The organism is Fimbriimonas ginsengisoli Gsoil 348, assembly GCF_000724625.1.
GTDB classification, from domain to species: domain Bacteria; phylum Armatimonadota; class Fimbriimonadia; order Fimbriimonadales; family Fimbriimonadaceae; genus Fimbriimonas; species Fimbriimonas ginsengisoli.
On record NZ_CP007139.1, the window covers coordinates 4,644,265 to 4,668,830 of the forward strand.

Genomic DNA, 24,566 nt, shown 5'->3' on the forward strand with positions numbered 1-24,566 from the left:
GCCATCGCGAAGGTAGACGGTGAGAAATTTGCTTCGTTTCGTGCGATTCCGACGTTACGCTTCGCAGGCTGACACAATAAAACCATAGTGCTCGCTCTGCTCTCCCTTGCGTTATTGGCCGCGCCGGCCCAGGTGATCGTGCCGGAAGACGCTTCGGCCCCCTTGCGCAGATTCCCGGTCTCCCTCATGGTTCGGCGGGCGGGCTCCGACCTTCAGCAGGTTTCCCTCCTCCGCTTAGGTTCTCTCAGGCCCGGAGACGAGGTGGAGATGCGAGTCGGCGAGCGCTTGGCGAAGGACTGGACCTTCATATCTGCCGAGCTTTCTGCCGGCCAAAAGCCGAAGGTACAGAGTTGGAATCTCTGGGATAAGCGATACCGCTCTCAGCCGGTGAGAGTGGGCAAGGTACCCAGCGGAGATTTCGTTCCGCTTTACTTCCTGATCCTCAACCGGGGACACGACGGGCGCGCCGGCGACGCGATCCGGAAGGCGCTCGAGTCGTCCAGCGAGCAAATCGTCAATGCGACCCAGGCATTTTCCGTCGCCTACGATGCCCAAGACCGCGTTTACTGCCTCATCAACGCCTACTCGTCACTGGGAATCAAGGAGACGCAGGACCCGCAAATCATGCGCGACCGTCTGGGTCAGCTCGGGGCCGACCTAGGGGTTCCGATCGATCCGAAACTGAGCACCAGCACCCCGGCCGATCTTCGGCGAGGCCTGATGGCCGGTCTTGGAGTTATCTCCCAGTTGCGCAAAACCCCCGACGATCCGACCGCGGCTGCGAAGATCGCCCAAAGCCAGCTCCCCGGTCCGATCGCCGAGTGGGTGGGCCTCGTAAGCGACCTCATGCACGTATTCGTCCGGCCACGTAGGGAGCTCAGGATGTCGTTCGTCCCGGCTTCGGCGGGGGAATCGAGCACGATGCCGAACGCCCGCGACACCTGGATGGACCTGGTTACGGAGCGTGTGTTGGAGACAAAAGACGGCTCGGCGCCCGCCCTCGTGTTCAAGCCCACTTTCGACGCCACGCCGGCGCCGAAAACGATCCCGCTCGCCTTCGACCGCGGCCAAATCCTCTCCGGCGGGTCCGAGGTCGCGATCCCACTCGCCGCCCAAAGCCGCGACCTGTTCACCAAGCCGCAGGCATGGGATTGGAAAGTGAGCTTGGACGGAAAGCCGTTTGAGCCGGCGGACGGCGCTCGCTTGGTGCCTGGCCGCGGCCTAGTGATCCCGACCGACGATTCCTGGTGGGCGGGCAAGAACGAGCATCAGGTCGCCGTTTCCGCTCGGATCGGCATGCAAACGGTCACAGTTCCTCCGGTGGCGGTCGCCAAAGTGTTTGCCCAAACCTGGCAAGCGGCCACCCCGGGTCCAGTCGATCTTGCCGTGGGCGACGGCTCGGCCCAGGTTCGCTTGACGAGGGTCGGCGGTACCGAGCAGCCTTTCTACAACATCGCGAGCGCTACCCTGATCGACGCGGCAGGCAAGCCGATTCCGGCATCGGCCGTAACGTATCAGGATGGGGTTCAGGCAACGTTCAACTTGGCGTCAGCGGCGCCGGGAACGGCGATCGTGCGCGTTCAGCAAGGGGAAGCCTCCGCTCCCGACCAGGCGGTTTCGCTCTTTATTGCGCCGCGTCGCCCAAGTGTCGGTTTTGCGGGCGCGGCGAGGGATAACGTGGTCCGAGCGGTCGGCGCCGACGCCAAGTTCGTCCAGACCATCAGCATTCCGTCGGTCAACGTGCTGAAGACCGACGACTCGGTCCCGGGCGAACGTTCCTTCGTCCTATCGGGCGGCATTCCGGCAAACCTGGCAGCTATCGACGTCACTTACCAGGACCCGACGCAGCCCGCCCTTGTGTGGCGGCGGAAGGTCGATCTGACGATCGGCGCACCCCGACCTAAGTTCCTCGCCTCGCTGGTCGGATCGCTTCCCGAGGATGCGCCGATCGGTCCGGCGAGCGATCCGTCGCTCGCCACCGCGACGATGCCTGCCGGATGGTTCCGAACTAAACAGCCGATGCGCCTGCAATTGGCGGCGGTTCCTCCATTCAAGTGGTCGCACGACCTCACTTTGGAGCTTGGGTTTGGCTCCGCCGCCGATGTCCAGGCGGTTGCCACGGTACCGGAAGGGCCTGCGCTGGCGATCGACCTTGCGAATCCGAGAGCCTTACTCACGATCAACCTCGACACGGTGCTTCCGCAAGCCTCCAAACGAAACTCCGGCGTTCTGTGGTTCCGCCTTTCCCGCGGCGCTCTCGCCAGCGAATGGACGCTCGCAAAGCTGCCCGAGGACCAGCAAGGTCTCCCCCTTCGCGCCGTCCGGGTTCCCACCGTAGCCGCCGTCGAGCGGAACGACCAAAGAACGCGCGTCACCTTCGCCTCCGCCGACGACGTGATCTCGGTCAAGTTCGCCGGGCAGGCCGCGGCGGTTACTCCTACCCTCGTAGAATCCAATCCCACCGGCCTTTCCGCGTTCGTCGACGGCCCCGCGGGGGCGACGGAGTTCGAGATCGTCCTTCGCGACGCTTCCGAGGGCGTCGTCAAGGTGAAACTAAAGCCATAGGGAACGCAGATGGGAGCGCCTCGGTTGAATCTGGCGTCAGGCATAATGGAGATTCCGCCCAAGCCATGAGGAAGCAGCGCCAATCGACGCCCATGTGGAGACGCCTAGTTGGCGGCTTTGTTTACGGGTCATTACTGTTAGGAGCCATCGCGGCCGGGACCGGCTATCGCTTACTGAGCGAAAGCAAGGTCGCTTCCGCGCTCGCCGACAAGGTCATTCACCACACTTCACCCAACGAAGTGTTCCACTCGAATACCACCACGCTCCTACTGCTAGGCTGCGACGAGGATCTCGCGCCCGGCGGCAAGAAAGTTCTTCGGAAGCAAGCGCGTAGCGACATGATGCTCGTGGCGAAGCTCGACTTCGACAACAAGCGGATTACCGGCCTTTCGATTCCGAGAGACACCGAGTGCCGGCTTCCCGGCGACCGGATCCGGAAGATTAACGCGTACCACGCGATCGCGAAACCGGGCGAAGAGGCCGAGCTTACGAAGACGGCCGTCGAGCACCTTCTCAAAGGGGTGCGCATCGACCGAGTCGTTACCCTCGACTACGACGCCTTTCAGACAGTGGTGAATATGGTCGGCGGTGTGCCGGTAGAGGTCGACCGAACGATGGATTACGACGACAACGCCGGTAACCTTCATATCCATCTCAAGCCTGGTCGAGCCGTCCTCGACGGCTACAACGCGATGTGCTACGTTCGCTACCGACACGGTGACAGCGACTTCAAGCGTCAGGACCGCCAGAAGGCATTTCTCGTCGCCTTCAAAAATGCGGTCCTCGGCAAGCCGGGAATGATTGGGCAGGTCGCGGACCAGTCGATGGCGGTGCTCGGAAATGCGCTGAATGCCGACGAGATCGCCTCGCTCGCCCTGTTCGCCAAGGACGTTCCACCAGCAAACATTCAGATGGGCCAGGTGCCGGTAGTGGAAGGGAAAGGGACGCGGCTCTCGGTAAACGATAAGCAGCTACCTTCCGTGCTCGCCCAATACTTTCTCACCGACAGTTACGGTTCCCGAGTGAGCGTGGCACGATGAGCGAAGAAGGATACGGCGCTTACGACCCGTCCGCCCCCGAGGGTTCGGATCAAGCGCACTCGCAGTACGTAACCAAGAAGGACGTCCGGGTCATCTTGGTGGTCATCGCGGTATTAACCGCTTGCTGCTATCCCGTGTTCAAGATGTTGGAGCGGAACGCCCAGCGATCGGTCTGCGCCACGAACCTCAAGGCGGTCTCCAGCGCCATCGGCCAGTACGCGGAGATGCACGACGAGCGATTTCCGCCGATCATGCGCACCGGCCCGAACAACGAGCCGGACCTCGGAACTTCCGGCTTTCCTTACACCTGGGCTAGCGACGTCGCCGATCTGATGTCGAAGCGGGCAAGCTTCCGATGTCCCACCGCCACCGACGAAGAGGTGACGCGGGTTGAGACGCATGGCGGCTCCATGCCGATCACCTACGGCATGTACCAGCCGTACGGCGGCTATCTGCGCACGATCGTCCCGAACCCAGACCAGACCGTCTTGGTGGCCGAGACTTCGAATATGGGCGCCAACAACACGTACGACCCGCTCCCGTACAAGACGATAGATGGAAAGACCGTCCCGTTCGACGGTTTCGTGATCGGCTGGAGCAACACGAACGCCGACCCGACCTCGGCGAGCACCTACATTACGCGCCTTGCCTTTGCGGACACGTCGAAGGCCAATTTCGACACCGCCGACAAGCCACGCCACGACGGCGGCATCCACGCCCTCAACTGCTCCGGCGCCATGATGCGGTTCCTTTTGAAACCGTCCGACGCCCGCGTAAGAATGAGCCGCGACCTCCCCGGCGGCCTCTGGGAAGCTCCGCCGATGTCGGCGGGACAGAGGTAGGGCATTCGCGGCGTTGGGCGTTTAGGCGCTGGGCGTTACCGTCCCGATGGGACATACGAGTCTTCTGGGACTCAGGTGTCTTATGGGGTCGGCTAGATGTCGGTAGAGCTAACGCCCAACGCCCTTCCCTACAGCTTCCTTCCCTCCGCCAAGCCTTCCAGCCACTTCGCGCACTCGTAGTCGTCCTCGGGGACGGTTTGGTTCGGGATCAGGTACCAGGTCTCTTGGTGCTCGGCGAACTCGCCGGGATAGACGAACTCCATCGGGCCGAGAGACTCGATCTCGAGCATGTCTTGCCGGGTGAACGTCTCGAAGTTGCACTCGAAGTCTGGGTAGGAGGCATCCGGATCGCAGCCAAATCGCTTTAGGAAGACGTGCCCTTCGTTGACACACGCTGCGTATCCTTGTTCCACTAAAGAACCGATCTTGGTCGGCCCGAGGTTTGGGTCGTGCCGGAGTCGCGCCACTTGGTCGCCCCAGGTCCACCGCGGATCGCCGAGCCGGGTGTAGCGCCACATCACGAGCGGACGTCCCGGTAACACGTCTTCCGAGTGCGGCACGAACGGCGCTTGAGGGAACAGCACGACGCCTCCGCTGCACTGCGTGGGAGCCCACGCGGCAAACTCAAGGGGATAGCCCGAGTGGTTGTAGATTCGGTGCATCAATACGAACCTGTCGTTCTCCGGCTCTGGGCGGATTCGGATCTCCTTTTGAGTGTGATACTCGTCCGGGGGGGAGGTGAAGACGTAGAACCCATCCTCTTCCGTCACCTCGACCGGATCGTTGTCAGGCCGGAACGTCCGCAGCTCCTCTTCCGGCGCGATCCAGAGACGGTGGCCGCCGTACCCCCGGAATTTATCGCCACGCTTCTTCCCCGCATCGTCCGGGTTGACGAAGAACAGATTCGGTCCCCCGACCGGACCATATGAGATGACCCGAGGGCCGACCTCCAAGGTCACGATCATCTCTACGTCGTTACAAACGAGGCGCGCATTCCTCTCCCAGCCGCTGAAAGCCACGATCTCCATTGCGGCGGTTTTACCCGTTGTGACGCATCGACATTGGGGTCGAAACCCAGCCTAAGGCCGGAGCACCTGATTTAACGACCGGGTGACTGCCTCAGCGGTCGCCGAAGTAATAGTCCATGTTTCGGTCGAAAATCGTAGCGATCGGCATTGGGGTCAGACCGGCGACCGCGGGGCGCTTCATAACCAGGGCGGCTCCAGCTCCGGAATGAGCGCAGAACCGGCTATCGCCGCCGCAGATCGGACAGATCGGCCGATTCTGATGCTCAGGCTCCCCAACGAGCTGAGACGAACCGGAGGCCACGTACTGCGGGGTGTAGTCTCCGAACTCGGCCTTTGGCTCGTCGGCCTTGGTGTCCTCGGCGTGGTAGATCTTCTTCGCCGCCTGCGATGCGTAATATTCGATCGCCTTGCGCGGATCTTGTCGCAGGGGACCGTTCTGGCTCAGCCGCACGACGGCGACCATCGCGACGATCAATAACCCGACGCTAATGCCGGCCGTCCAGTTCGGAGCGCGCATGACACTATCTTACAACCAGTTTGGACTCGATCCTAAGGTTCCCGGCGTGTCACAATCGATTTTTAGATGAAACCCACCGTTCTCGTTCTCGGCTCCGGCCCCATTCGCATCGGCCAAGGGATCGAGTTCGATTATTCCTGCGTCCACTGTGTCTGGTCTCTGCGGGAAATGGGTTACCGCGCGATCATCGTCAACAATAATCCAGAAACCGTCAGCACCGACTTCGACACGGGCGACGGTCTTTACTTTGAACCGGTGACGCTAGAAGACGTTCTCGACGTGATCGCCCACGAAAATCCGATTGGCGTGGTCTGCCAGTTCGGGGGACAGACGGCGATCAACCTTGCCCAGGGGCTCAGCGACTCCGGGATCGCCGTGCTCGGCACCAGTCCGGCGGCGATCGCCAGCGCGGAAGATCGCGAGCAATTCGACGCGCTGCTCGAGGAGCTCGACATTCCTCGCCCACGAGGTAAGGGTGTTCGGTCTCTGGAGCAGGCGAAGGAAATCGCCCGTGAAGTCGGTTACCCGGTTCTGGTCCGGCCCAGCTTCGTTCTAGGCGGCCGCGGCATGGAAATCGTGTTCTCCGAAGGTCAGCTCGAAGGATTCTATCGCGAAGCCGAGGATGCCAATCCGGGACAACCGGTCCTCGTGGACAAGTATCTGCTCGGCAAAGAGGCCGAGGTCGACGTCATTTCGGACGGCGAAGAGACGCTGGTGCCGGGAATCATGGAGCATATCGAGCGGGCCGGCGTCCATTCCGGCGATTCGATGGCCGTCTACCCCCCCGTGTCACTTTCGGCGAACGTGCAGGCCCAGATGGTCACCAGCGCCTGTAAGATCGCCCGCGCCCTCGGGGTCAAAGGGCTGATGAATATTCAGTTCGTCATCCAAGACGAGATCGCGTATGTCCTGGAAGTAAACCCGCGCGCCAGCCGGACCGTGCCGTACTTGAGCAAGGTTACAGGTATCCGAATGGTCGACCTCGCCACCCGTTGCATGATGGGCGAGAAGCTTCGGGACATGGGATACGCGAGCGGGCTTTGGATTCTAAGTGGCTCCCGGTCCAAAAACTTGGAGCAAGGCGGCGAAGCTCCATGTGCCCTGCCGGAGTTTGCCGATATGTTCGGTCTTACCGAACGAAAGCCCCCGACCGACGCTCCGGGAAACATTCTTCGCGAATCCGAATTCATCGGAGGCGCACCGTCCCTGCCGGCGCCGTTCCTTTACGCAATCAAAGCCCCGGTGTTTTCGTTCCAGAAGCTAGGACGCGTCGAGCCATCGCTTGGGCCTGAAATGAAGTCGACCGGGGAGATCTTAGGGATCGATAACACCTTCGAGGGGGCGCTCTATAAGGCGCTCGTCGCCAGTGGCATCAATTTTAAGGGCGATGGCTGCGTCCTCATGACGGTGCGCGACGACGACAAGCCGATGGCACTCGAAATTGCCCGGGGGCTGCACGAATCGGGCCGGCAGATCGCCGCGACGCCGGGGACTGCCGACATCCTCCAACAGGCCGGCATCCCATGCGAGCGGGTGAACAAGATTCAGCTTGGCTCGCCGAATATTCTCGACCTGATCATGGCCGGGCGCGTAAGCCTTATGATCAACACGCCCGGGCTAAACGAGACCAGCGAGAGCGAGGCCGCCCGAATCCGCCGGGCCTGCATCGAAACCGGCATCCCGTGCGTCACCAGCATCGATACGGCCGCCGCTCTCATTCGGGCGTTGGAGGTCTTCGCCAACCCGACGAGCGCCACCTGTCTCCGTTTGGAAGAGTATTTCGCCTGACCTCGTCCGGTCGATCTAGAAATCGACCGGACGTAGGTAATACTCGCCGATGGCGGTGGAACTGGTCATCGCCACCGTAGGGAGGCGGCGCTTCCAGTGGGTGTTGTCGACCCGCTTCCAAACCAGCTCAACGTCCTCGGGCGGAAATCCGACTTCGATCAGCTTGGCTCGGCTGAACCCTTGGGTCATGTAATGCAGGATCCGGTCCGCCTTTGCGTAGGTGATCCCGAAATCGCTCTCGTCCGTCTGCCCCTTGATGAGGTCGGCGGATGCCGGCTTATCGATAATCTCGGACGGCACCCCTAACGCCGTCGCCAATTGCCAGACCTGGGTCTTGAAGAGATCCCCGATCGGGTTGATCGGGGGCGAGTCGTCGGCATGCCAGGTGTAGTAGCCGAACAGCCGCTCGCTCTTATTCCCGGTGCCAATCGGGAGACCACCGACTTTCGCGCTTTGATCAAAGATCACGATCATGCGGCTTCGGGCGCACACATTCCCGAGTCGAGCGGGCGAGATCTCCGGCTCGAATCCGCCGATGTATCCGTCCACCATCTCGGTGATCTGGATGGTTCGTACGTTGATGCCGAGATCGTCGACGACGAGTTGGGCGTGGTCTAGGCTCTCTTGGGACGAGATCTTGTACGGCATACGGTACGCGTAGACGTTCTCTGCCCCAAACGCCCGCGCCGCAAGGTAGGCGACCACCGCCGAGTCGACGCCGCCGGACAATCCCAGAACGGCCTTTCGGATGTTTCGCCGGCGAATGCATTCGTCGCGTAGGAACCGGACCAACCACTCCGCCACGAGAGGGGCATTGATCTTAAGCGGATCGTCGGAGGTGGGGTCGAAACCCAGGGCGCGCGTTACCGGAAACGGCATGGAGAGAGGTTACTCGGACAAAGGACCTATTGGGCTGCATCCCCGCCGCCGGGTAGGACGTTGTATCCTTCGTAAGGCGGCCGCTTCGAGGGCCGCAGTGGGAAAGAAAAGAATGAATTCGACCGCTGGAAAAGTCATCTTGGCCATCATCGGCTTCTTTGTGGCCATATGGGCCATCAAGCTAGTCGTTGGAACGGTCCTCGCCTTGGTCTATACGGTGTTGCCGATTGCACTCGTCGCCGGAGCACTGTACGTGGGATATCGCATCTACAATGGCAAGGCGCTCGGCGGCGGACGCCGCACCCTGCCGTAAGCTAAAAGGACAGACCGGGTCGAGGCATTGCCTCGACCCGGTCTGTCCTTTTAGCTAACTCCTTTAGGCCGCGGTGCGGGCGGTGCGGGCCTGCTCGACGATGGCTTTGAAGGCGGCCATGTCGGCGATGGCGAGCTCGCTCAGCATCTTACGGTTGACCTGAATGCCGGCCTTCGTGATGCCGTCGATGAGCTGCGAGTACTTGATGTCGCACTCGCCGCAGGCGGCGCTGATTCGGGCAATCCAGAGGCGGCGGAAGTCTCGCTTTCGGCGGCGGCGGTCGCGGAAGGCGTACTGCCCAGACTTCATTACCTGCTCGTGAGCACGGCTAAAAACGTTCTTCTTACGGCCCCAGTAACCGGAGGCCTTATCGATAATCTTCTTGTGACGCTTATGGCGCATCAAACCGCGTTTTACGCGAGCCATTTTTTAGATTCTCCTCATTTGTCGTTCCGACCGGGTCCCAATCCCTTTTGGGGACGGTAGCGGTAGAGAGTAGGCGAAAAGCGCGAGGCGCGAAGAATGAACTTCGCGCCTCGCGCTCTACGCTTTAGCGGGTGACCAGCGCGACCAGCTTGGCGCGGTTCGCGGCGGCTTTCTCAGCCTTGGCGGCATTTCTCGCGTCGACGTCGTACAAAGACGGTTCCTTAACCTGAGCCAGCACGAGCAGGCGGCGCATGCGCTTCTGCTCGCCTCGGAACACTTCCGGTTCGAGCTCAAGCCTCCGCTTGCGCGACGCTTTCTTGTGCAGGAACTGGTGGCTGTTGTACGCCTTCGTCCGCGTGATCTTTCCGGTCCCGGTGATTTTGAACCGCTTGACCGCCGATTTGTTTGTTCGGATCTTTGGCATCTTTCTTCTTGACCGCACCTGGTTTAGGGTTGAGCACCATGATCATCAGGCGCCCGTCCAGGGTCGGGATCCGCTCCACGATTCCGATGTCGACCAGTTTCTCGGCGAAGAAGTCGAGCTTCTTTCGACCGAGCTCCGGGTGCGTGACCTCGCGAGCCTTGAACATGCAGGTCACCTTAACCTTGTGCCCTTCCTCAAGAAACTCGTGAGCCTTCTTGATGTTGAACGAAAGGTCGTGCTCTGCAATGCGCGGACTGATCTTTATACCCTTAACTTCCTGCTGCTTGCTCTTCTTATCCTTGCCCGACTTCCCTTCGAGGTATTTGTGCTTGCCGTAGTCGATGATTCGGCAGACGGGCGGCTGGGCGGTCGATGTGACCAGGACCAAGTCCAACCCTTCCTCTCGGGCGATGTTCAGGGCTTGGCGGCTCTGCATAATGCCAAGCTGCTCTCCGTCTGATCCGATCACTCGGACGTCTCGGTATTTCAGCACGCGCTGGTTAATTTCGGGCCCGGGTTCTGGGCGGGGCGGTCTTCTAAATCCTGCTATGTTCGTTCACTCCTCTGCTGCCACTGTCTAAGGCAGTTCTTCAAGTATAGCGTGAGCCTGTTTGACTCGCCAAGGTCGTTGCCCAGGCTTCGGTTTCTGACAGGCGACACGGGGACAATGTTCGGGCGGGGCGTCGGGCGCTAGGCGTTGGGCGTTGGGCGTTGGGCGTTGGGAATAAGGTAATGCCCAAAAGCTAAACAACGCCTCAACGCCTCAACGCCTCAACGCCTCAACGCCTCAACGCCTCAACGCCTCAACGCCTCACGCCCGACACAATTCTCCTCGCACCCTTTCTCATTCCCTATCGTCCGGTAACGTAGGACAAGAGATGCTAAATGAGGTTGGGGCAAAGCGGGTGTGCGTCGTGGGGGCGGGGACTATGGGGAGCGGGATCGCCGCCCACCTCGCCAATCTGGGATTTGACGTCACTCTGCTCGATGCGACGCAGCAAACCGTAACCGACGCCTTCGAGCGGGCTCGCAACGCGCGCCCACCTCATTTCTATACGCCGGATACGTCGAATCGGATCCGACTTGGCAACACCACCGACAACCTTCATTGGGTTTCGGAGGCCGACTGGGTGTGTGAGGCGATCGTAGAGCGTCCGGATGCTAAACGTGCGCTCTACACCGCCTTGGAGCCGCACCTGCGGCCGGATGCGATGATCTCCACTAATACCAGCGGACTGGAGATCTCGATCCTCTCAGTTGGCCGGTCGGACTTGTTCCGGCAGCGGTTCATGGGAACTCACTTCTTCAACCCGCCGCGCTACCTCAAGTTGCTGGAGCTTATCCCGACTCCCGAGAGCGATCCGCTGCTCGTGACGGCCATGAGCCAATTCTTAGAGGAGTTCGTCGGCCGCCGCGTGGTGGTGGCCAAGGACACTCCCGGCTTTATCGCGAATCGGTACGGAATGTGGTGCATGTACCAGGCGATCCACGTCGCCGAACGGTTACATCTGAGCGTAGAGGAAGTCGATGCGATCACCGGGACGTTCATGGGTCGTCCCAAGAGCGCCTCGTTCCGGCTTTGCGACATCGTCGGCCTCGACGTCATGCGCGATATCGCGAACAATCTGATCTCTCGCTGCCCCACCGATCCGAATATCAACGCGCTTACGCCGCCAAATTCGATGATTCAGCTCCTCGCCCGGGGATGGATCGGGGAAAAGGCGGGACACGGTTACTATCGGCGCGAGGGTAAGGAGCTCTTGACCCTCGACTTCGCCACCTATGCTTACCGGCAGAAGCGCGACGTGGCGTTCCCTTCCCTTTCGCAGGTGGAAAGGCTTCCCCTTGGCGAGCGGTTGCGACAGGCGCTGGATCTCCGCGACGAAGTCGGCGAATACTTGCGCCACTACCTGGTCCCATCACTGCGCTACGCTAACTACCTCAAGGAAGAAATCAGCCACTCGGTGCTTGATTTCGACCGGGTTATGGAGTGGGGATTCGGCTGGGAAATGGGGCCGTTCGCCATGATCGACGCAATCGGCGCGGAGCGGTTGGGCATCGATGCAAAGCCGTTCTACCAGGGAAACAGCTACCGAGGATTCGACGGGTCATACATTTCGATTCCCTCTCAGCCGGAATACGTTTCCCTGCCCGATTTTCCGATCGTCTCCCAAGGCGAAACCTTCGTCCTTCGCGACCTGGGTGACGGCGTTGGCGCGATTTGCTTGACTACCAAGATGGGGGTGATTAGCCCGGCGATGGTCGAGGAGCTGATCACTTTCCTGGAAAAGAGCGACCTAAGCCGCTTCGTTCTCACGAGCGAAGCCCGCTCCTTCTCGGCCGGCTTCGACCTCCGGTTCTTCAGCGACGCGATCGCGGGACAGCGGTACGGCGCCATCGACCTCGCTCTTCAACGGCTTCAGCACCTGGGGGAGCTGCTGGAGAGCCGTTCATGCGTCGCCGCCGTGTATGGCCACTGCCTGGGAGCGGGTCTGGAGCTGGCGCTTTCCTGCTCGCACATCGTCGCCGCCGCCGAGACCCAAATCGGCCTGCCCGAATCTAAAGTTGGACTGATCCCGGGAGGAAGAGGCGTGACGCTCCTTCGAAACTACAACCAACACACCTCCAAGCGGCTATGCGAGGTTGCTATGACGATCACGCGCGGCGAAGTGGCTCCGACCCCGGACCACGCCCGGACGCTCGGATATTTACGGGCGACCGACGTCACCGTTTACCATCCTGATCGGTTGCTCTACGAGGCGAAGCGGATCGCCCTCACCGCCATCCCCGTTGCCCGCCCCGCTTGGGCCACGATGGTCGGCCCCTTGGTCGGCATGATCGATCGCGAGCTGGACCAGGCGGGCGCCCGGGGGGATCTCACCGAGTTCGACTTAACGCTTGGGCACAAAATTAAACAGATCTTTGCTCGATCCGACACCTACGGCGAGTCGCTCGCCAAAGAGCGGGTCGAATTCATCGACCTCTGCGGCCGTGCCCTTACCCACCAGCGGATCCGCCACATGCTAGATAACGGCAAGCCGGTTAAAAATTAGTGGCGCGGGCGGCTCGCCCATGTTCCCATCAGCGGGCGAGACGCCCCTAGTCCGGGGGGCGGGCGAGACGCCCGCGCTCCGGGTTTTTATTCTCTCGGGAGAAGATGTGGCTCCGCGAAATCCTTGTGGGTCGTCAAACCGTCTGGAAGTCCCAGCCAACGACTTGGCCGGGGCGTGGAAGCGTAGATCACACTATGGGAGAGACTTTTCGTGCGTTGCGATCTCGGAACTACCGTCTGTTCTTCACCGGGCAGATCGTTTCGCTGATCGGGACGTGGATGGAGTCGCTCGCAATGAGCTGGCTGGTCTACCGGCTCACCGGGAGCGCGGTTTTGCTTGGGACCGTCGCCTTTTCCTCGCAAATTCCGATGTTCTGCGTCACTCCGTTTGCCGGAGTCGTGACCGATCGGATCGACCACCGGCGGCTCCTCATCGCTACGCAGACGGTTGCGATGATCCTCGCCGGAATCCTCGCTGTACTAACGATCACCGGCACGATTCACGTTTGGCACATCATCGTGTTGAGCGTCCTCGTGGGAATTAACGGAGCGTTCGACACTCCAGCCCGACAAGCATTCGTTCCGGCCCTCGTCGAACGGCGTGAGGACCTCGGGAACGCGATCGCGCTCAATTCGACGATGTTCAACATCGCCCGGCTCATCGGTCCCGCGGTCGCCGGCGTTACGATCAGCTTGGTGGGAGAAGGGGGTTGTTTCGCGATTAACACGCTTAGCTTTGTCTTTGTGATCTGGGCTTTGGCGAAGATGGACACGCCGGCTCATCGAGCCCCTGCGGAAAAGAAGAATCCGTTGCGCGATCTCCGGGAAGGCGCGGCGTATGCCTGGAGCCTCCACCCGATTCGAGTGCTTCTGGGTCTGATCGCTCTCGCAAGCCTTGCCAGTGGCGCTTATTCCGTCCTTCTCCCCGTCTACGCGGCCGACGTTTACCATGGAGGTAAGGCGCATGGGCCTCAGATCCTTGGCCTTATGTTCGGATCGGTTGGGGTGGGCGCGCTTGTTTCGGCGACGATGCTCGCTCGCCGCGCCTCGGTCGTCGGCCTCGGAAAGTGGATCGTTATCTCGTCCTCCTGCTTCGGATTGGGGCTCATTCTGTTCGGCCTCGCCAGAAGCGAGTGGCTTGGAATTCCTTTGCTTGCGCTCGTTGGATTCGGAGCGATGCTGCACATGGGTTCAACCAACACACTTCTCCAGACCTTCGTGGAGGACCGGATGCGAGGACGGGTGATGGCGTTCTACGTCATGGCTTTCATCGGAACCATGCCGATTGGAAGCCTTGTTTCCGGCGCCGCGTCCCACGCATTCGGCCCAACCGTCGTGTTGCTGGTCGCCGGCTTGATAACGCTTCTGGGTTCTTACGGCTTCTATCGATCTCTGCCCGAGTTCCGCCGTGTGCTCCGCCCGATCTACGAAGACAAAGGGATTCTCCCAAGCCAAGCGTCCGCCCAATAATCCTTCGAGCGGGATCAAGGGCACGCAAAGGCGCGGAGGCGCAAAGAGGGAGGGAGATCTGAGCATACGGTGGCGCGTATGCGTTCCTCCAGCACTCATTCCTCGGTGAAAACGGGATTCTCCCGATCAAACAGCTTTCGGACGGGATGGACTGGCTAAACTTTTGTCCATGACGCTTCGCCGACGCATGCGGGCCCTCCCCTTGTCTCAAATCCGACTTACCGATTCATTCTGGACCCGCTATCAACGCGTTCTCATTGAGGAAACGCTTCCCGCCGAATACGACCAAATCGTGGCGACAAGCCGCCTCGCCAACTTTCATAGGGTGACCGGAAAGGCGGAAGGGACTCACGAAGGAATCTATTTCAACGATAGCGACGTGTACAAGTACGTTGAAGCGTGTGCCTACGGCCTCGCCGTTGGGGAACGCCTTGCATCCAAAGAGGCATGCGATAGAGTCCGGCGGCAAATGGATGAGGCGATCGACTCGGTGGTTGCGGCCCAAGACCCGGACGGCTATATCAACACCTTCTTCCAGCTCAAGCACCCAACTCTGAAGTGGCGAAACCTCAGCATGCTCCACGAGATGTATTGCGGCGGCCACCTTATCGAAGCCGGCGTCGCCTGCTTTCAGGCTCTCGGCGACCGGCGCTTGCTCGATGTAAGCATCCGCTTCGCGGACCACGTTATGTCGATCTTCGGACCAAATGGTCGCCCTGGCTATTGCGGGCACCAAGAGATCGAGCTGGCTTTGGTTCGCCTGGCTGACGCGACGGCAGACAAGAAGTATCGGGAGTTCGCACGGTGGATGGTCGAGGAGCGAGGCAAGTCACCCTCCGTTTTCCTTCGCGAACTGGATGACGAAGGAGCGATGACCCTCAATCCAGGCTTGAGACACCACCTGATGAAGGATGGGCGCTATCAGGGCGAATACGCGCAGGACCACGCGCCGATTCGCGAACACACGGAAGTGGTCGGGCACGCCGTTCGAGCGATGTACTTCTACATCGCGGCCGCCGACTTGGCGGATGGGCAGGGCGACGAGGAGTTAGAGCTTGCGCTTGAACGGATCTGGAATAACCTCACCCATAAGCGGATGTACGTCACCGGCGGGATCGGTCCGAGTTCGAAAAACGAAGGGTTCACCGGCGACTACGACCTGCCGAACCTCACCGCTTACGCCGAGACGTGCGCCTCGGTCGGTCTCATTTTTTGGGGGCAAAAGATGCTTGAGCTCACCGGCAACGGCGAGTACGCCGACATCGTGGAGCGCGCCCTCTACAATGGCGCTATCAGCGGGATTTCGCTGGATGGTAGAGCGTTCTTCTACGACAATCCGCTCGAGAGCCGGGGGCAGCATCAGCGAGTTCCGTGGTTCGGCTGTGCATGTTGCCCGCCCAACATTGCGCGGCTCCTGGGGGCGCTTGGCCATTACGTGGCGAGCGTGTCGGAGGGGGCATTCTTCCTTCACATCGCCGCCGGGTTGGAGGCGGAATGCACTTTTAACGGCGTGGCCACTAGGATTCGCGTCGAAAGCAACTACCCCTGGTCGGGCGAGGTCAAGATCCACGTCGAACCCGAACGGCCGGTTCGGTTTGCTTTGCACGTTCGAATTCCCGATTGGTCGGAAGAAGTCGGTACGGACCTTCCGCGCGCCGAAGAGGAGGCGACCTACGAGACCGGCTATGCCGTCTTCGACCGCACTTGGAAGGCCGCGGAGGTCTTGACTGTCGACCTGGGCGTTAAGCCGAAGTGGGTGGAGTCCGATCCCCGGGTTCGGGATAATCTCGGCCGGGCGGCTTTGACGTTCGGTCCGCTTGTCTATTGCGCGGAGCAACACGACCTTGGATATGCACCCCAGCTCTTCACGGCCGACACCGAGATGGAAATGGTGGAAGCGAAGGAGAAAATCTTGGAAGGAGTGACGACATTAACGGTCGAAGGGACCTACGATGTCGAGCTATTTACCGACTCGCTGTACGCGGACGTCGGCACCACGGAGGTTCGGGAAGGGTCCGCAAAGTTCGTTCCGTACTACGCGTGGTGCAACCGCGGAGCGACAAACATGCAGGTCTGGGTCCGAAAGCTTTAGTCTTCGTATTCGGTAAACTCCGGGATAGGATGAGCCTGATTCGCAACCTATTTCGGAGGAGTGAGGTGGACCCGGCGGCCCACGGGCCGCTGTACCCCCAGGTGCGGTCGGCGATGAACGACGTCCAGGCCTACGCCCGGTCGCACGGTGGAGAGATCGAGCTCCTATCGGTCACCGAAGAGGGGGATGTCACCATTCGGATGGCGGGAGCCTGCCGTGGCTGCCCGATGTCGGCGCTTACCCTGAAGCACGGAATCGAGGAGCAGCTTCGTCTCCTCGTCCCTGGCGTGCGTAAGGTCATCGAAGCCAAGTGAGGCTTGCAAGTATCAGGCCGAACTACCAGGGGCGGGCCGCCCGTGCCACATCTTAACCGCTAGCCCTCGCCTTCAGGTCGGAGGTAGGGGGTCCATTTGGAGCTCGGAAGATGGGTCATTTGGGCGATTCGGGCCATCAAGAACCCGATCGCGTCCCCGAACTGCGGAACGGTGAGCGTGTTTTCCTTGCTTGTGGCAAGCGGGCCGACGGGGGCGACCGCGCCCTTGCGAACCAGGAGAGCTAGATTCGACCGCTGCGGACCGTTCATCTGCAAGCGACGGGCGTCGAACGTTACCGGGCTCGGCGTCATTTTCACCTTCGGCTTGAATACCGCGATGAACCGGACCATTTCGGCAACCACCGCGTCGCGTCCCACCGGCTTGTCGCTGTCGGGAATGGAGACGTGCGGTGAGGACGCCGGCATGCCGAGAGCACCACGGAGCACGGTCTCGGCCTTGATGAAGGTGGCCCGTGCCTCCGCCTGGGTAACCGGCGCGTTCGTAGCGGCGACCTTGGGCTGGGGGTGCTTCTTCAGTCCCTCGTGGTCCTGGGCAAAAACGCCCGCTACGGCCAACAACCCACCGATACATAGAACCGTTTTCATGATATTCCCAGCTAAATGGTGCTTACGGCGCCGCTCTGCCGAATTGCGTCCAATTCTTCCAACGCACGGCCAGTACCGATTGCAACGCAGTTTAGCGCGTTATCGGCCACTCGGACGGGGATGTCGGTAACGCTATTTAAAAGGCGGTCCAGACCTCGTAATAGTGCGCCGCCGCCGGTAAGGGTAATTCCCCGCTCGATGACGTCGCTGCCCAGTTCGGGAGGGGTCTCTTCGAGGACCTGGCAAAGCTTTTCGGCGATCTGGCGAATCGGCTCGCTGAGCGCCTCGCGAATCTCCTCGCTCGTCACTTCCACGCTTTTTGGCAGACCGGCCACCAAGTCGCGGCCTCGAATCTCCATGCGCAATTCTTGGGCCAGGGGGTAGGCCGAGCCAATCTTGATCTTGATCTCCTCCGCGGTGGGATCGCCGATCATAAGATTGTAGGCGTTGCGGATATGCCGGATGATCGCCTCGTCGAGCTTGTTCCCTCCCAGCCGAAGGCTCTGGGAAAGGACGATGCCTCCAAGTGAAATCACCGCGATGTCGCTAGTGCCGCCGCCGATGTCGACCACCATATTGCCACCCGGAGACGAGATAGGAAGGCCGGCGCCGATCGCCGCGGCCATCGGCTCTTCAATCGTCATCGCATGGCCAGCGCCTGCTTCCCGGGCGGCCTGGATGACCGCGCGTCGCTCGACGTTGGTGACGCCGCTGGGAACGCAAACTAGCGTGGTCGGTCGAAGCTTGATCGGGAAGCGGCCCCCGCACGTCTTCGTGATGATGTACTCGAGCATCTTCAGCGTCGTCGAGTAATCCGCGATGACGCCGTCTTTCAGGGGCCGGATGGCGGTGATGTTGCCGGGGGTGCGCCCAAGCATGTCGCGCGCTTCGTTACCTACCGCAAGTACTTTGCCGTTAGTCGAGTTGATGGCAACGACCGTGGGCTCGTTCAGCACGATGCCTTTCCCACGCCGGTAAACCAGAATGTTTGCCGTGCCCAGGTCGATGCCTATCTCAGGAACTAATCTCAAAGAACCGTTTCGCCCACCCTCTTAGCTCTCAGCTCGTCCTCCGGGATGCGTACGATCCGACCACCCAGGCCTTGGAGCGTCTCTTCGAGGCGCTCATATCCACGGTCGATGAAATGTACATTACGGACGATCGTCTCGCCATCGGCGGCAAGGCCGGCTAAAACGAGTGCGGCGCCCGCGCGTAGGTCGCTTGCGACCACCACGGTTCCCCGGAGTTGACTGACGCCATTAATGATGGACGATCTGCTCTCCTGAATGATGTTGGCCCCCATGCGGTTTAGCTCCTGCACGTGACCGATTCGGCTCTCGTAAATCGTTTCCTCGACGACGCTCGTTCCCTCGGCGAGGGTAAGCAGCGCGGCCATCGGCTGCTGAATGTCGGTCGGGAATCCCGGATACGGCATCGTTTTGATACGGATCCCTTTCAGACGCTCGGTGGCGCCGACGCGGATCCAGTCCGATCCTTCGCTGACCTCGGCTCCGGCTTCACGAAGCTTGTTAACGAGACCAGATTGATGCTCGGGCAGAATGCCCTTCACCTTCACGTCGCCACCGGTAATCGCGCCGGCCAGCATGTAGGTTCCGGCCTGGAGCCGGTCCGACGGAACGCGGAATTCGCATGGGCTCAGCGACGACATCCCCTGAATGGTTACCGTGCTCGTCCCCGCCCCTTCGACCCGGGCGCCCATACGGTTCAGGAAGTCGGCCAAGACCGTGACCTCCGGCTCCATCGCGGCGTTTTGGATCACGGTGATGCCGCGAGCCAAGGCCGCGGCGGTCATCAGGTGCTGGGTCGCCCCCGCGCTCGGAAAGTCGAGGTAGATCTCAGCGCCGAGAAGCGAGTCGGCTTCTAGCGAATAAACCCCGTTGACGAGGTCGATCCTTGCGCCGAGCAGGGTGAGACCTTTGATATGGAGGTCGACCGGGCGAGCGCCAATCTTACATCCGCCGGGAGCCGGTAGCGTTACGCGCCCAAGGCGTGCGACGAGCGGGCCGAGCAGATAGAACGAGGTGCGGATGGAACGAACCATCTCCTCGTCCGCTTCTCCGTTGTGGAGATTGCTGCAGTCGACATGGAGTGAGCTTCCGTGCCACTCGGTCTTTGCACCGAACACTTGCAGGAGCTGCGCTTTGGTGCGCGTATCCGACACATCCGGAACGTTGTGCAGAATCGTAGTGCCTTCCGCCAGCACAACCGCTGACATTAAGGCAAGCGCGGAATTTTTACTTCCCGCAACGTCGACTTCACCGAGCAGCCTCCTGCCGCCCGCGATGACTAGTGCATTCATCTTAACTAAACCCTCCGTCCATGGCTGGTTCAAACACCTTCACTATAGCGGGTTTGGACGGGCTGGACAAGTCTACCGGCTTTTCCGACGCGGTAATTCGCAAATGAGTTCGTCGGAGTTGCCACGGAAGGCAAGATTTGAGGCATTCGGAGGGTTGAGGCGCGAGGCGCGAAGGAAAGGGTAATGCCCTAAAGCTAGATCACGCTTCACGCTCCGCACCTAACGCTTCCCTACGCACTCTGCTCCAGCAGCGCTCCGGTGGCGAACTCTTCGAAGAACGGTAGGAACATCCGCCAATCGTCCCGGTTCTGCGCCTTAAGGTAGAGCGGCAGCGACAGGTAGGGGACGAAGTGCGGACGGCGCGGCTTGCGGGCGAGCTTCATGTGCGCCTGCTGCGGAGTCTTGTCGGCTTTCTTCAAATTGCATCGCCGGCAGCACGCGACGAGGTTATCCCAGGTGTGCGGACCACCCGCCCACTTCGGCATGACGTGGTCGATGGTCAGGTCCTTCCCTTTGATGCCGCAGTATTGGCAGGTGTAGTGGTCGCGAGCCAAAACCGAATGACGCGAGAGTCGAAGCTGGGGCATCGGCCTCCGCACCTGGTATCGCATCTTGAGGACCGATGGTGCGTCGTGGTAGCCATTGACGGTCGTCAAGGGTTGGTCGCGATGCTGCAGCACCTCTGCCTTGCCCAACAAAAGCAAGGCGATGGCGCGCCGCATGTTGCATACGTTGAGCGGCTCGTAGTTGCTATTTAGAACAAGGACTTCGTGCGTCGACACCTATTGTGCTCCCTAGTCGATACCTCCAAAACCGCGAAAGGCTCGCGTGCGAACTTCGCACGCGAGCCTCCCGTTGGGGCGGGACCAGACGGCACGTATTATGGTGTCACGCCAAGAAGGCGGCCACCCGAGCGAAGCCATCCGTATGCGATCCGGTTCATACATCGACACTGTTACAGACGATTATCCGTCGGAAAACGCATCGCCGCCATTGTTAAAATCCGCCCGACCGAGGAAGTTCCTTCGAGAAGTTCATCACAAGTAGCATCGGCACCCAGCCGATGAACGAAAGAGCCTCGCCGATCGCCCGGGTAAAGACTAAGGCGAATATGCCTCCCAAGTCGGCGAGGTAGCGCTTGACGAACCGCCTCCCAGGGTGCCGTTCAGATGCTGGATGCCGGGAATTGAGAAGTTCGTTGGGGTTCCGGAGAGCGTGCTCGGATCGACCAACACGAGGGTCGACGCGTCATCCTCCCAAGGCTTCGTCGGTACATCGTACGACTCTCCGGTGTATCGATCGACGTTGGAAATTCTAAACGCCGCCAAGTCGCCCACGAACGAAAAATCTTGGGTGACGAAAGGCACGCCGCAGTTCTTGCCCAGAGCCGCCGCCTCGGCGTTCGCCAGCGGCGTAATGTTGCCGGTCGCCGGAGTCGTGCTCACCAGATGCCCGTTTCGGTACATCCTGACCACCTGTCCGTCGTAACACCAGGCCATGTGGCTCCAGGCATGAAGCGGGAATTGGTCGCCATAGTAATACCGATACGGTTGGCCCGCGCCCGTTCCCATGCCGACGAACCGATCGGGATCGAGGACGAAGATCTCGTCCATGGAGCCGTTGGCCCACTGCTGCCAAATAAATGTCCGGGAATCGGCCCGGGCCGGTTTGACGATCGCCTCAACCGTAAACCGTTGACCAAGATTGCAGGCGCCGTTTAGGTCGCCTCCCTTTAGCTGGATCGTATCGGTGGGGAGCGCGAACCGGAAAACGCGAGTAAAGGTGCGGTCGACGGTGATCGTCGCCGGCGGGCTGGAGACACCGTCGACGGTAACTTTCACCGTGGCCGTACCGACGGAGAGGGGGGTGGCGATCCCATCCGCCGACACCGAGAGGACCGATTCGCCGGAGATCAGGCTCCAAGTTGCGGAGCCTGGAGAAACGGCAACCGTGTGGCTATCGGCATCGCTCGCCGTGAATTCGAGCTGCTTTGCTCCCTGGCTCAGAAGCATGGTTTGCGGAGTCGCCGTCACGGTGTGGACCTTGCCGTCCACGACGACGGAGACAAAATTCAAATTTGGCCCCTGGGACGTGAAGTTCGCTTGGGCGGTGGCGACCAGGTCGCCCAGGCCGTTTGCTTGTGCATAGAAGCTAACGGTCAGGGTTCGCGCGGTCCGATTTACGGGTTGCGGGATGGTATAGGTGGCTACGTATCCGTCGATCCGCGCCTCCCTGTTCACCGTGAAGGCGATGTCGTGACCGGTGGAATCTCCGGCGACGATGACGATCCGAGCGGAGAGCGCCGAAGCAGGGGCTGTGAGTGCGGCTCGCGAGCGCGCGGGCCACGTTATCTGCATCGTGCGGTTCGCCGTCACCGGGCCGTTGGACCTCCCGCTTCCTCCGCATCCGGCGAGAACCAAAGCAAGAACGAAAGCAAACCAAAGCCAACGAAGCACAACCCAAGTATATGAAAAAGAACCGCCCCAACCAAGGACCGGGACGGCCCGATTCAAGAGCAGCGAGAATTACTTCTTAGCTCAACGATTTGTATTCCTGGTTCTCCCTCACCCATACCATCCTCTTCTCGTCGGACGTTGAGGTTCGACGGTATGGGCTGCCAACGAGGGGCTTTGGAATTACATGCCGTTCATCGGCTTGCCGTCGAGTGTGGTGTTCTCTTTCAGGATCTTGACTCTCTTGTAGAGCCACTTCCCGTTGGATTTCACGAGCAAGGTCTCGTTGCGCATTTTGGATGCCAAGATCGAGGTCTTCCCGCCCATCTTCATCGGGTGGACGATGTCCTCGTCCAAGACGAAGACGACGCCGCCTTCCGCGTTCTTGGCGGAGACGAGCTTGGTTTCGAACTTCTTGAAAGCGCCCATCATGCCGAAGCCGGCCTTGAGTCCGGCGATGGCGGCCTTCTTCGGCGACTTCGTCCCGTGAGTGTCGACATAGACGAAGTCGGCGGTCGAGCCTTTTTCAAAGAAGCTGAGATCCTTCGTCCGCATCGCTTTCCGGTACTTGGCAACCATCGCCTTCGCGACGTCCTTAGGAGACTCGCCTCCCGCATTCGCAAGGCAAGCCGCGAATCCCATCAGAAATAACGTCGAGATTTTCGTGGTTTTCATAGCTAGCTTCATCTTAAGCCTTCAACCGCTCAAGTTCAAGTATTTCCTGGGCGACGCGAGCGGGTGCAGAGGGCACATATTACGTTGCGCCACCAAGAAGGGGGCCGTCCCGGCGAAACCATCCTTAAACGATCCGGCCCAAACCTCGACTCCGTCACCGACGAATTGTGTCGGAAAAGGGAGCAGAACCTCAAGTGACGTTTACAGAACGCCCTTTGGCGGGGTCAGGAGGAGCTCGTCGGGATAGCAGTCGGCCGGCATGTTGAGAATGCTGCGCACGGTCTCCGCCACCGAGCGGGACGAAATCATCTCTTTACGGTCCGGTACGAACGATTGGTTATCCCACAGCGGGGTGTCAGTCGCGCCCAGTAAAAGTGAGGTAATTCGAACTCCTCGCCCTCGGCATTCGGCAGCCAGCACTTTGGATGCGGAGTGCAGAGCTGCTTTTCCCGCCGAGTACGCGGCTGAATTGGCGAGCGTCGTTAGGGCCGCGACGCTGGAGATGTTGACGATATCCCCACCTCCGACGCGCAACATATGCGGCAGCAAGGCGTGACACAAAAGGAGAGGCGCCACCGAGTTGACCTCGATTTGAGCTCTGATCGAATCGACCGACGTTTCCACAAAAGGGCCGAATTCAGCGGTACCGACAGAGTTCACCAGAACGATGCGGTCCGTGGTGTGCACCAGCCCCCAACAGTATAAGAGGCAATCTCGAACGCGCTCGGAGGTCTTCGGATCAAGTAAGTCGCCGGCGATACAGTCCACTAGGGCCATCTTCTCCAGTGGTCTCGCGGTGCTGAGCAACATTTCTTCGCGGCGTCCCACCAATACGAGGTCGAATCCCGTACCTGCAAGCATCAACGCGACGGCCCTTCCGATGCCTGAACCGGCTCCCGAAACAACGGCGGCTCCCCGGCCATTCCTTGCAAGCACAGGCACCCTACGCAGCCTCCACGTCGAAGGCGTTCCGCGCGGTTTCCCACAGTCTCACTCTCGCGAGGCGACCGGGGATTTTGTTCTGGAGCCGGGAGAATATCTCCTGCGCCACGACCTCGCTCGTCGTGGCTTTGCCGGCAAACTCCGGTAGGTCCTCATTCAGGTTCTTGTGATCGTATCGATCGACCACTTCCCGGTGGACGGCGGCGTCAAGCTCGCCGATGTCGAGGAGCATGCCGGTTGCCGGGTCGGGGTCGCCGGCCACCGACACTTCCAGCACGTAGTTGTGACCGTGTCCGGCTGGGTTGTTGCACTTGCCGAACAGATCCAGGTTCTCTTCGTGGCTGAGCGCGGGGACGTGCAAGCGGTGGGCCGCCGCGAATTCATACGACCGAGTCAGTGTCATCCCTTTTCCATCTTGCCATTCCGCCCAAAAGGTCGGCATCTCTTCTAATCGAACACCTACCATCCGAGCCTCGCTCGGTAATGTCCCATCTAAGCGGCCCCTAATGTATTCGATCAGGTTTTCGAGCGTAGATGGGCGGTCGTAGAACCAAGCCACTTCGTCGTTCAGGCTCTTGCCGTCGAATTCTTTGACCAAGCCGCCTTTGAGAACGGCGTCGATTCGCTTGATATTGACGACCATGCCGGTCTGGGGGTCGACATTCCCTTCTACGGTGACGTCCAAGACGTAGTTGTGGCCGTGGTTATAGGGAGAGGCCCACGGCCCGAACAACGCGCGGTTCTCGCTCTCGGAGAGCGCGGGCACCCAATAGCGGTGCCCGCTCGAGAACGTTACTCTGCGCGTCATTTTGACCATGTCG

General features: G+C 60.5%; 21 protein-coding genes and 3 pseudogenes. 9 read left to right on the forward strand and 15 right to left on the reverse strand.

Annotated elements, in window-relative coordinates:
* Positions 1 to 87: 87 nt before the first annotated feature.
* From OP10G_RS27060 to OP10G_RS20880, 3 genes are all read left to right on the forward strand, one after another.
* Positions 88 to 2,565: a hypothetical protein gene (locus tag OP10G_RS27060; RefSeq protein WP_025228493.1), complete on the forward strand. Its 2,478-nt coding sequence runs from the start codon at positions 88 to 90 to the stop codon at positions 2,563 to 2,565.
* A 65-nt stretch (positions 2,566 to 2,630) separates the two neighbouring features.
* Complete coding sequence (locus OP10G_RS20875; protein WP_158409315.1) at positions 2,631 to 3,605, forward strand: LCP family protein; 975 nt, start codon at positions 2,631 to 2,633, stop codon at positions 3,603 to 3,605.
* Complete coding sequence (locus OP10G_RS20880; RefSeq protein ID WP_025228491.1) at positions 3,602 to 4,447, forward strand: hypothetical protein; 846 nt, start codon at positions 3,602 to 3,604, stop codon at positions 4,445 to 4,447. Before OP10G_RS20875 ends, OP10G_RS20880 begins: the two co-directional genes overlap by 4 nt.
* Positions 4,448 to 4,575: 128 nt before the next feature.
* On the opposite strand, the gene OP10G_RS20885 is transcribed toward OP10G_RS20880, so the two are convergent.
* Together OP10G_RS20885 and OP10G_RS20890 are read right to left on the reverse strand one after the other, a co-directional pair.
* Positions 4,576 to 5,475, reverse strand: a complete 900-nt coding sequence (locus OP10G_RS20885; RefSeq protein ID WP_025228490.1) for a hypothetical protein — start codon at positions 5,473 to 5,475, stop codon at positions 4,576 to 4,578.
* Positions 5,476 to 5,566: 91 nt separating this feature from the next.
* Positions 5,567 to 5,992, reverse strand: coding sequence for a hypothetical protein (locus OP10G_RS20890; protein ID WP_025228489.1), 426 nt, complete (start codon positions 5,990 to 5,992; stop codon positions 5,567 to 5,569).
* 69 nt (positions 5,993 to 6,061) lie between these two features.
* Between OP10G_RS20890 and carB the strand changes: the two are divergent.
* A pseudogene (carB, locus tag OP10G_RS20895) lies at positions 6,062 to 7,780 on the forward strand (carbamoyl-phosphate synthase large subunit); the annotation flags it as partial.
* Between the two features lie 15 nt (positions 7,781 to 7,795).
* On the opposite strand, the gene OP10G_RS20900 reads toward carB, so the two are convergent.
* On the reverse strand, positions 7,796 to 8,659 hold the full coding sequence (locus tag OP10G_RS20900; RefSeq protein ID WP_025228487.1) for an NAD+ synthase: 864 nt from the start codon (positions 8,657 to 8,659) through the stop codon (positions 7,796 to 7,798).
* 112 nt (positions 8,660 to 8,771) lie between these two features.
* Between OP10G_RS20900 and OP10G_RS20905 the strand changes: the two genes are divergently transcribed.
* Complete coding sequence (locus OP10G_RS20905; RefSeq protein WP_025228486.1) at positions 8,772 to 8,972, forward strand: hypothetical protein; 201 nt, start codon at positions 8,772 to 8,774, stop codon at positions 8,970 to 8,972.
* A gap of 63 nt (positions 8,973 to 9,035) precedes the next feature.
* On the opposite strand, the gene rplT is transcribed toward OP10G_RS20905, so the two are convergent.
* From rplT to infC, 4 genes and pseudogenes are all read right to left on the reverse strand, one after another.
* A complete protein-coding gene (gene rplT / locus OP10G_RS20910) occupies positions 9,036 to 9,398 on the reverse strand; it encodes a 50S ribosomal protein L20 (protein ID WP_025228485.1) in 363 nt (120 codons plus the stop codon).
* Between the two features lie 124 nt (positions 9,399 to 9,522).
* Positions 9,523 to 9,651, reverse strand: a complete 129-nt coding sequence (locus tag OP10G_RS27670) for a hypothetical protein (RefSeq protein ID WP_265101717.1) — start codon at positions 9,649 to 9,651, stop codon at positions 9,523 to 9,525.
* A 45-nt stretch (positions 9,652 to 9,696) separates the two neighbouring features.
* Positions 9,697 to 9,822 (reverse strand): annotated as a pseudogene (locus tag OP10G_RS27675) (large ribosomal subunit protein bL35); the annotation flags it as partial.
* 34 nt (positions 9,823 to 9,856) lie between these two features.
* Positions 9,857 to 10,372 (reverse strand): annotated as a pseudogene (infC, locus tag OP10G_RS20915) (translation initiation factor IF-3); the annotation flags it as partial.
* Positions 10,373 to 10,700: 328 nt separating this feature from the next.
* Between infC and OP10G_RS20920 the strand changes: the two are divergent.
* The 4 genes from OP10G_RS20920 (at position 10,701) to OP10G_RS20935 (ending at position 16,750) form a co-directional block, all read left to right on the forward strand.
* Positions 10,701 to 12,875, forward strand: coding sequence for a 3-hydroxyacyl-CoA dehydrogenase/enoyl-CoA hydratase family protein (locus OP10G_RS20920; RefSeq protein WP_084179588.1), 2,175 nt, complete (start codon positions 10,701 to 10,703; stop codon positions 12,873 to 12,875).
* A gap of 215 nt (positions 12,876 to 13,090) precedes the next feature.
* Positions 13,091 to 14,344: an MFS transporter gene (locus OP10G_RS20925; protein ID WP_265101635.1), complete on the forward strand. Its 1,254-nt coding sequence runs from the start codon at positions 13,091 to 13,093 to the stop codon at positions 14,342 to 14,344.
* Positions 14,345 to 14,513: 169 nt separating this feature from the next.
* Positions 14,514 to 16,436 carry a glycoside hydrolase family 127 protein gene (locus tag OP10G_RS20930; RefSeq protein WP_025228481.1) on the forward strand — a complete coding sequence of 641 codons (1,923 nt, stop codon included), beginning with the start codon at positions 14,514 to 14,516 and terminating at the stop codon, positions 16,434 to 16,436.
* Between the two features lie 29 nt (positions 16,437 to 16,465).
* Positions 16,466 to 16,750, forward strand: coding sequence for a NifU family protein (locus OP10G_RS20935; RefSeq protein ID WP_025228480.1), 285 nt, complete (start codon positions 16,466 to 16,468; stop codon positions 16,748 to 16,750).
* A 59-nt stretch (positions 16,751 to 16,809) separates the two neighbouring features.
* Here the strand turns inward: OP10G_RS20935 and OP10G_RS20940 are convergent, their stop codons facing one another.
* From OP10G_RS20940 to OP10G_RS20975, 8 genes are all read right to left on the reverse strand, one after another.
* Positions 16,810 to 17,355, reverse strand: a complete 546-nt coding sequence (locus OP10G_RS20940; RefSeq protein WP_038473508.1) for a hypothetical protein — start codon at positions 17,353 to 17,355, stop codon at positions 16,810 to 16,812.
* A gap of 11 nt (positions 17,356 to 17,366) precedes the next feature.
* The gene (gene mreB, locus OP10G_RS20945; protein WP_025228478.1) at positions 17,367 to 18,386 is read right to left on the reverse strand and encodes a rod shape-determining protein; all 1,020 of its coding nucleotides are present in this window, start codon (positions 18,384 to 18,386) and stop codon (positions 17,367 to 17,369) included.
* Positions 18,383 to 19,675, reverse strand: a complete 1,293-nt coding sequence (murA, locus tag OP10G_RS20950) for a UDP-N-acetylglucosamine 1-carboxyvinyltransferase (RefSeq protein WP_025228477.1) — start codon at positions 19,673 to 19,675, stop codon at positions 18,383 to 18,385. The genes mreB and murA overlap by 4 nt, the downstream gene beginning before the upstream one ends.
* A 230-nt stretch (positions 19,676 to 19,905) precedes the next feature.
* Positions 19,906 to 20,457, reverse strand: a complete 552-nt coding sequence (locus tag OP10G_RS20955) for an HNH endonuclease (protein ID WP_025228476.1) — start codon at positions 20,455 to 20,457, stop codon at positions 19,906 to 19,908.
* A 318-nt stretch (positions 20,458 to 20,775) separates the two neighbouring features.
* Positions 20,776 to 22,131, reverse strand: coding sequence for a LamG-like jellyroll fold domain-containing protein (locus OP10G_RS20960; RefSeq protein ID WP_144241286.1), 1,356 nt, complete (start codon positions 22,129 to 22,131; stop codon positions 20,776 to 20,778).
* A 180-nt stretch (positions 22,132 to 22,311) separates the two neighbouring features.
* Positions 22,312 to 22,803 carry a nuclear transport factor 2 family protein gene (locus OP10G_RS20965; protein ID WP_144241287.1) on the reverse strand — a complete coding sequence of 164 codons (492 nt, stop codon included), beginning with the start codon at positions 22,801 to 22,803 and terminating at the stop codon, positions 22,312 to 22,314.
* Between the two features lie 201 nt (positions 22,804 to 23,004).
* A complete protein-coding gene (locus OP10G_RS20970; protein ID WP_338031881.1) occupies positions 23,005 to 23,745 on the reverse strand; it encodes an SDR family NAD(P)-dependent oxidoreductase in 741 nt (246 codons plus the stop codon).
* A 1-nt stretch (position 23,746) separates the two neighbouring features.
* Positions 23,747 to 24,553, reverse strand: a complete 807-nt coding sequence (locus OP10G_RS20975) for a 6-carboxytetrahydropterin synthase (RefSeq protein WP_158409316.1) — start codon at positions 24,551 to 24,553, stop codon at positions 23,747 to 23,749.
* Between the last annotated feature and the right edge of the window lie 13 nt (positions 24,554 to 24,566).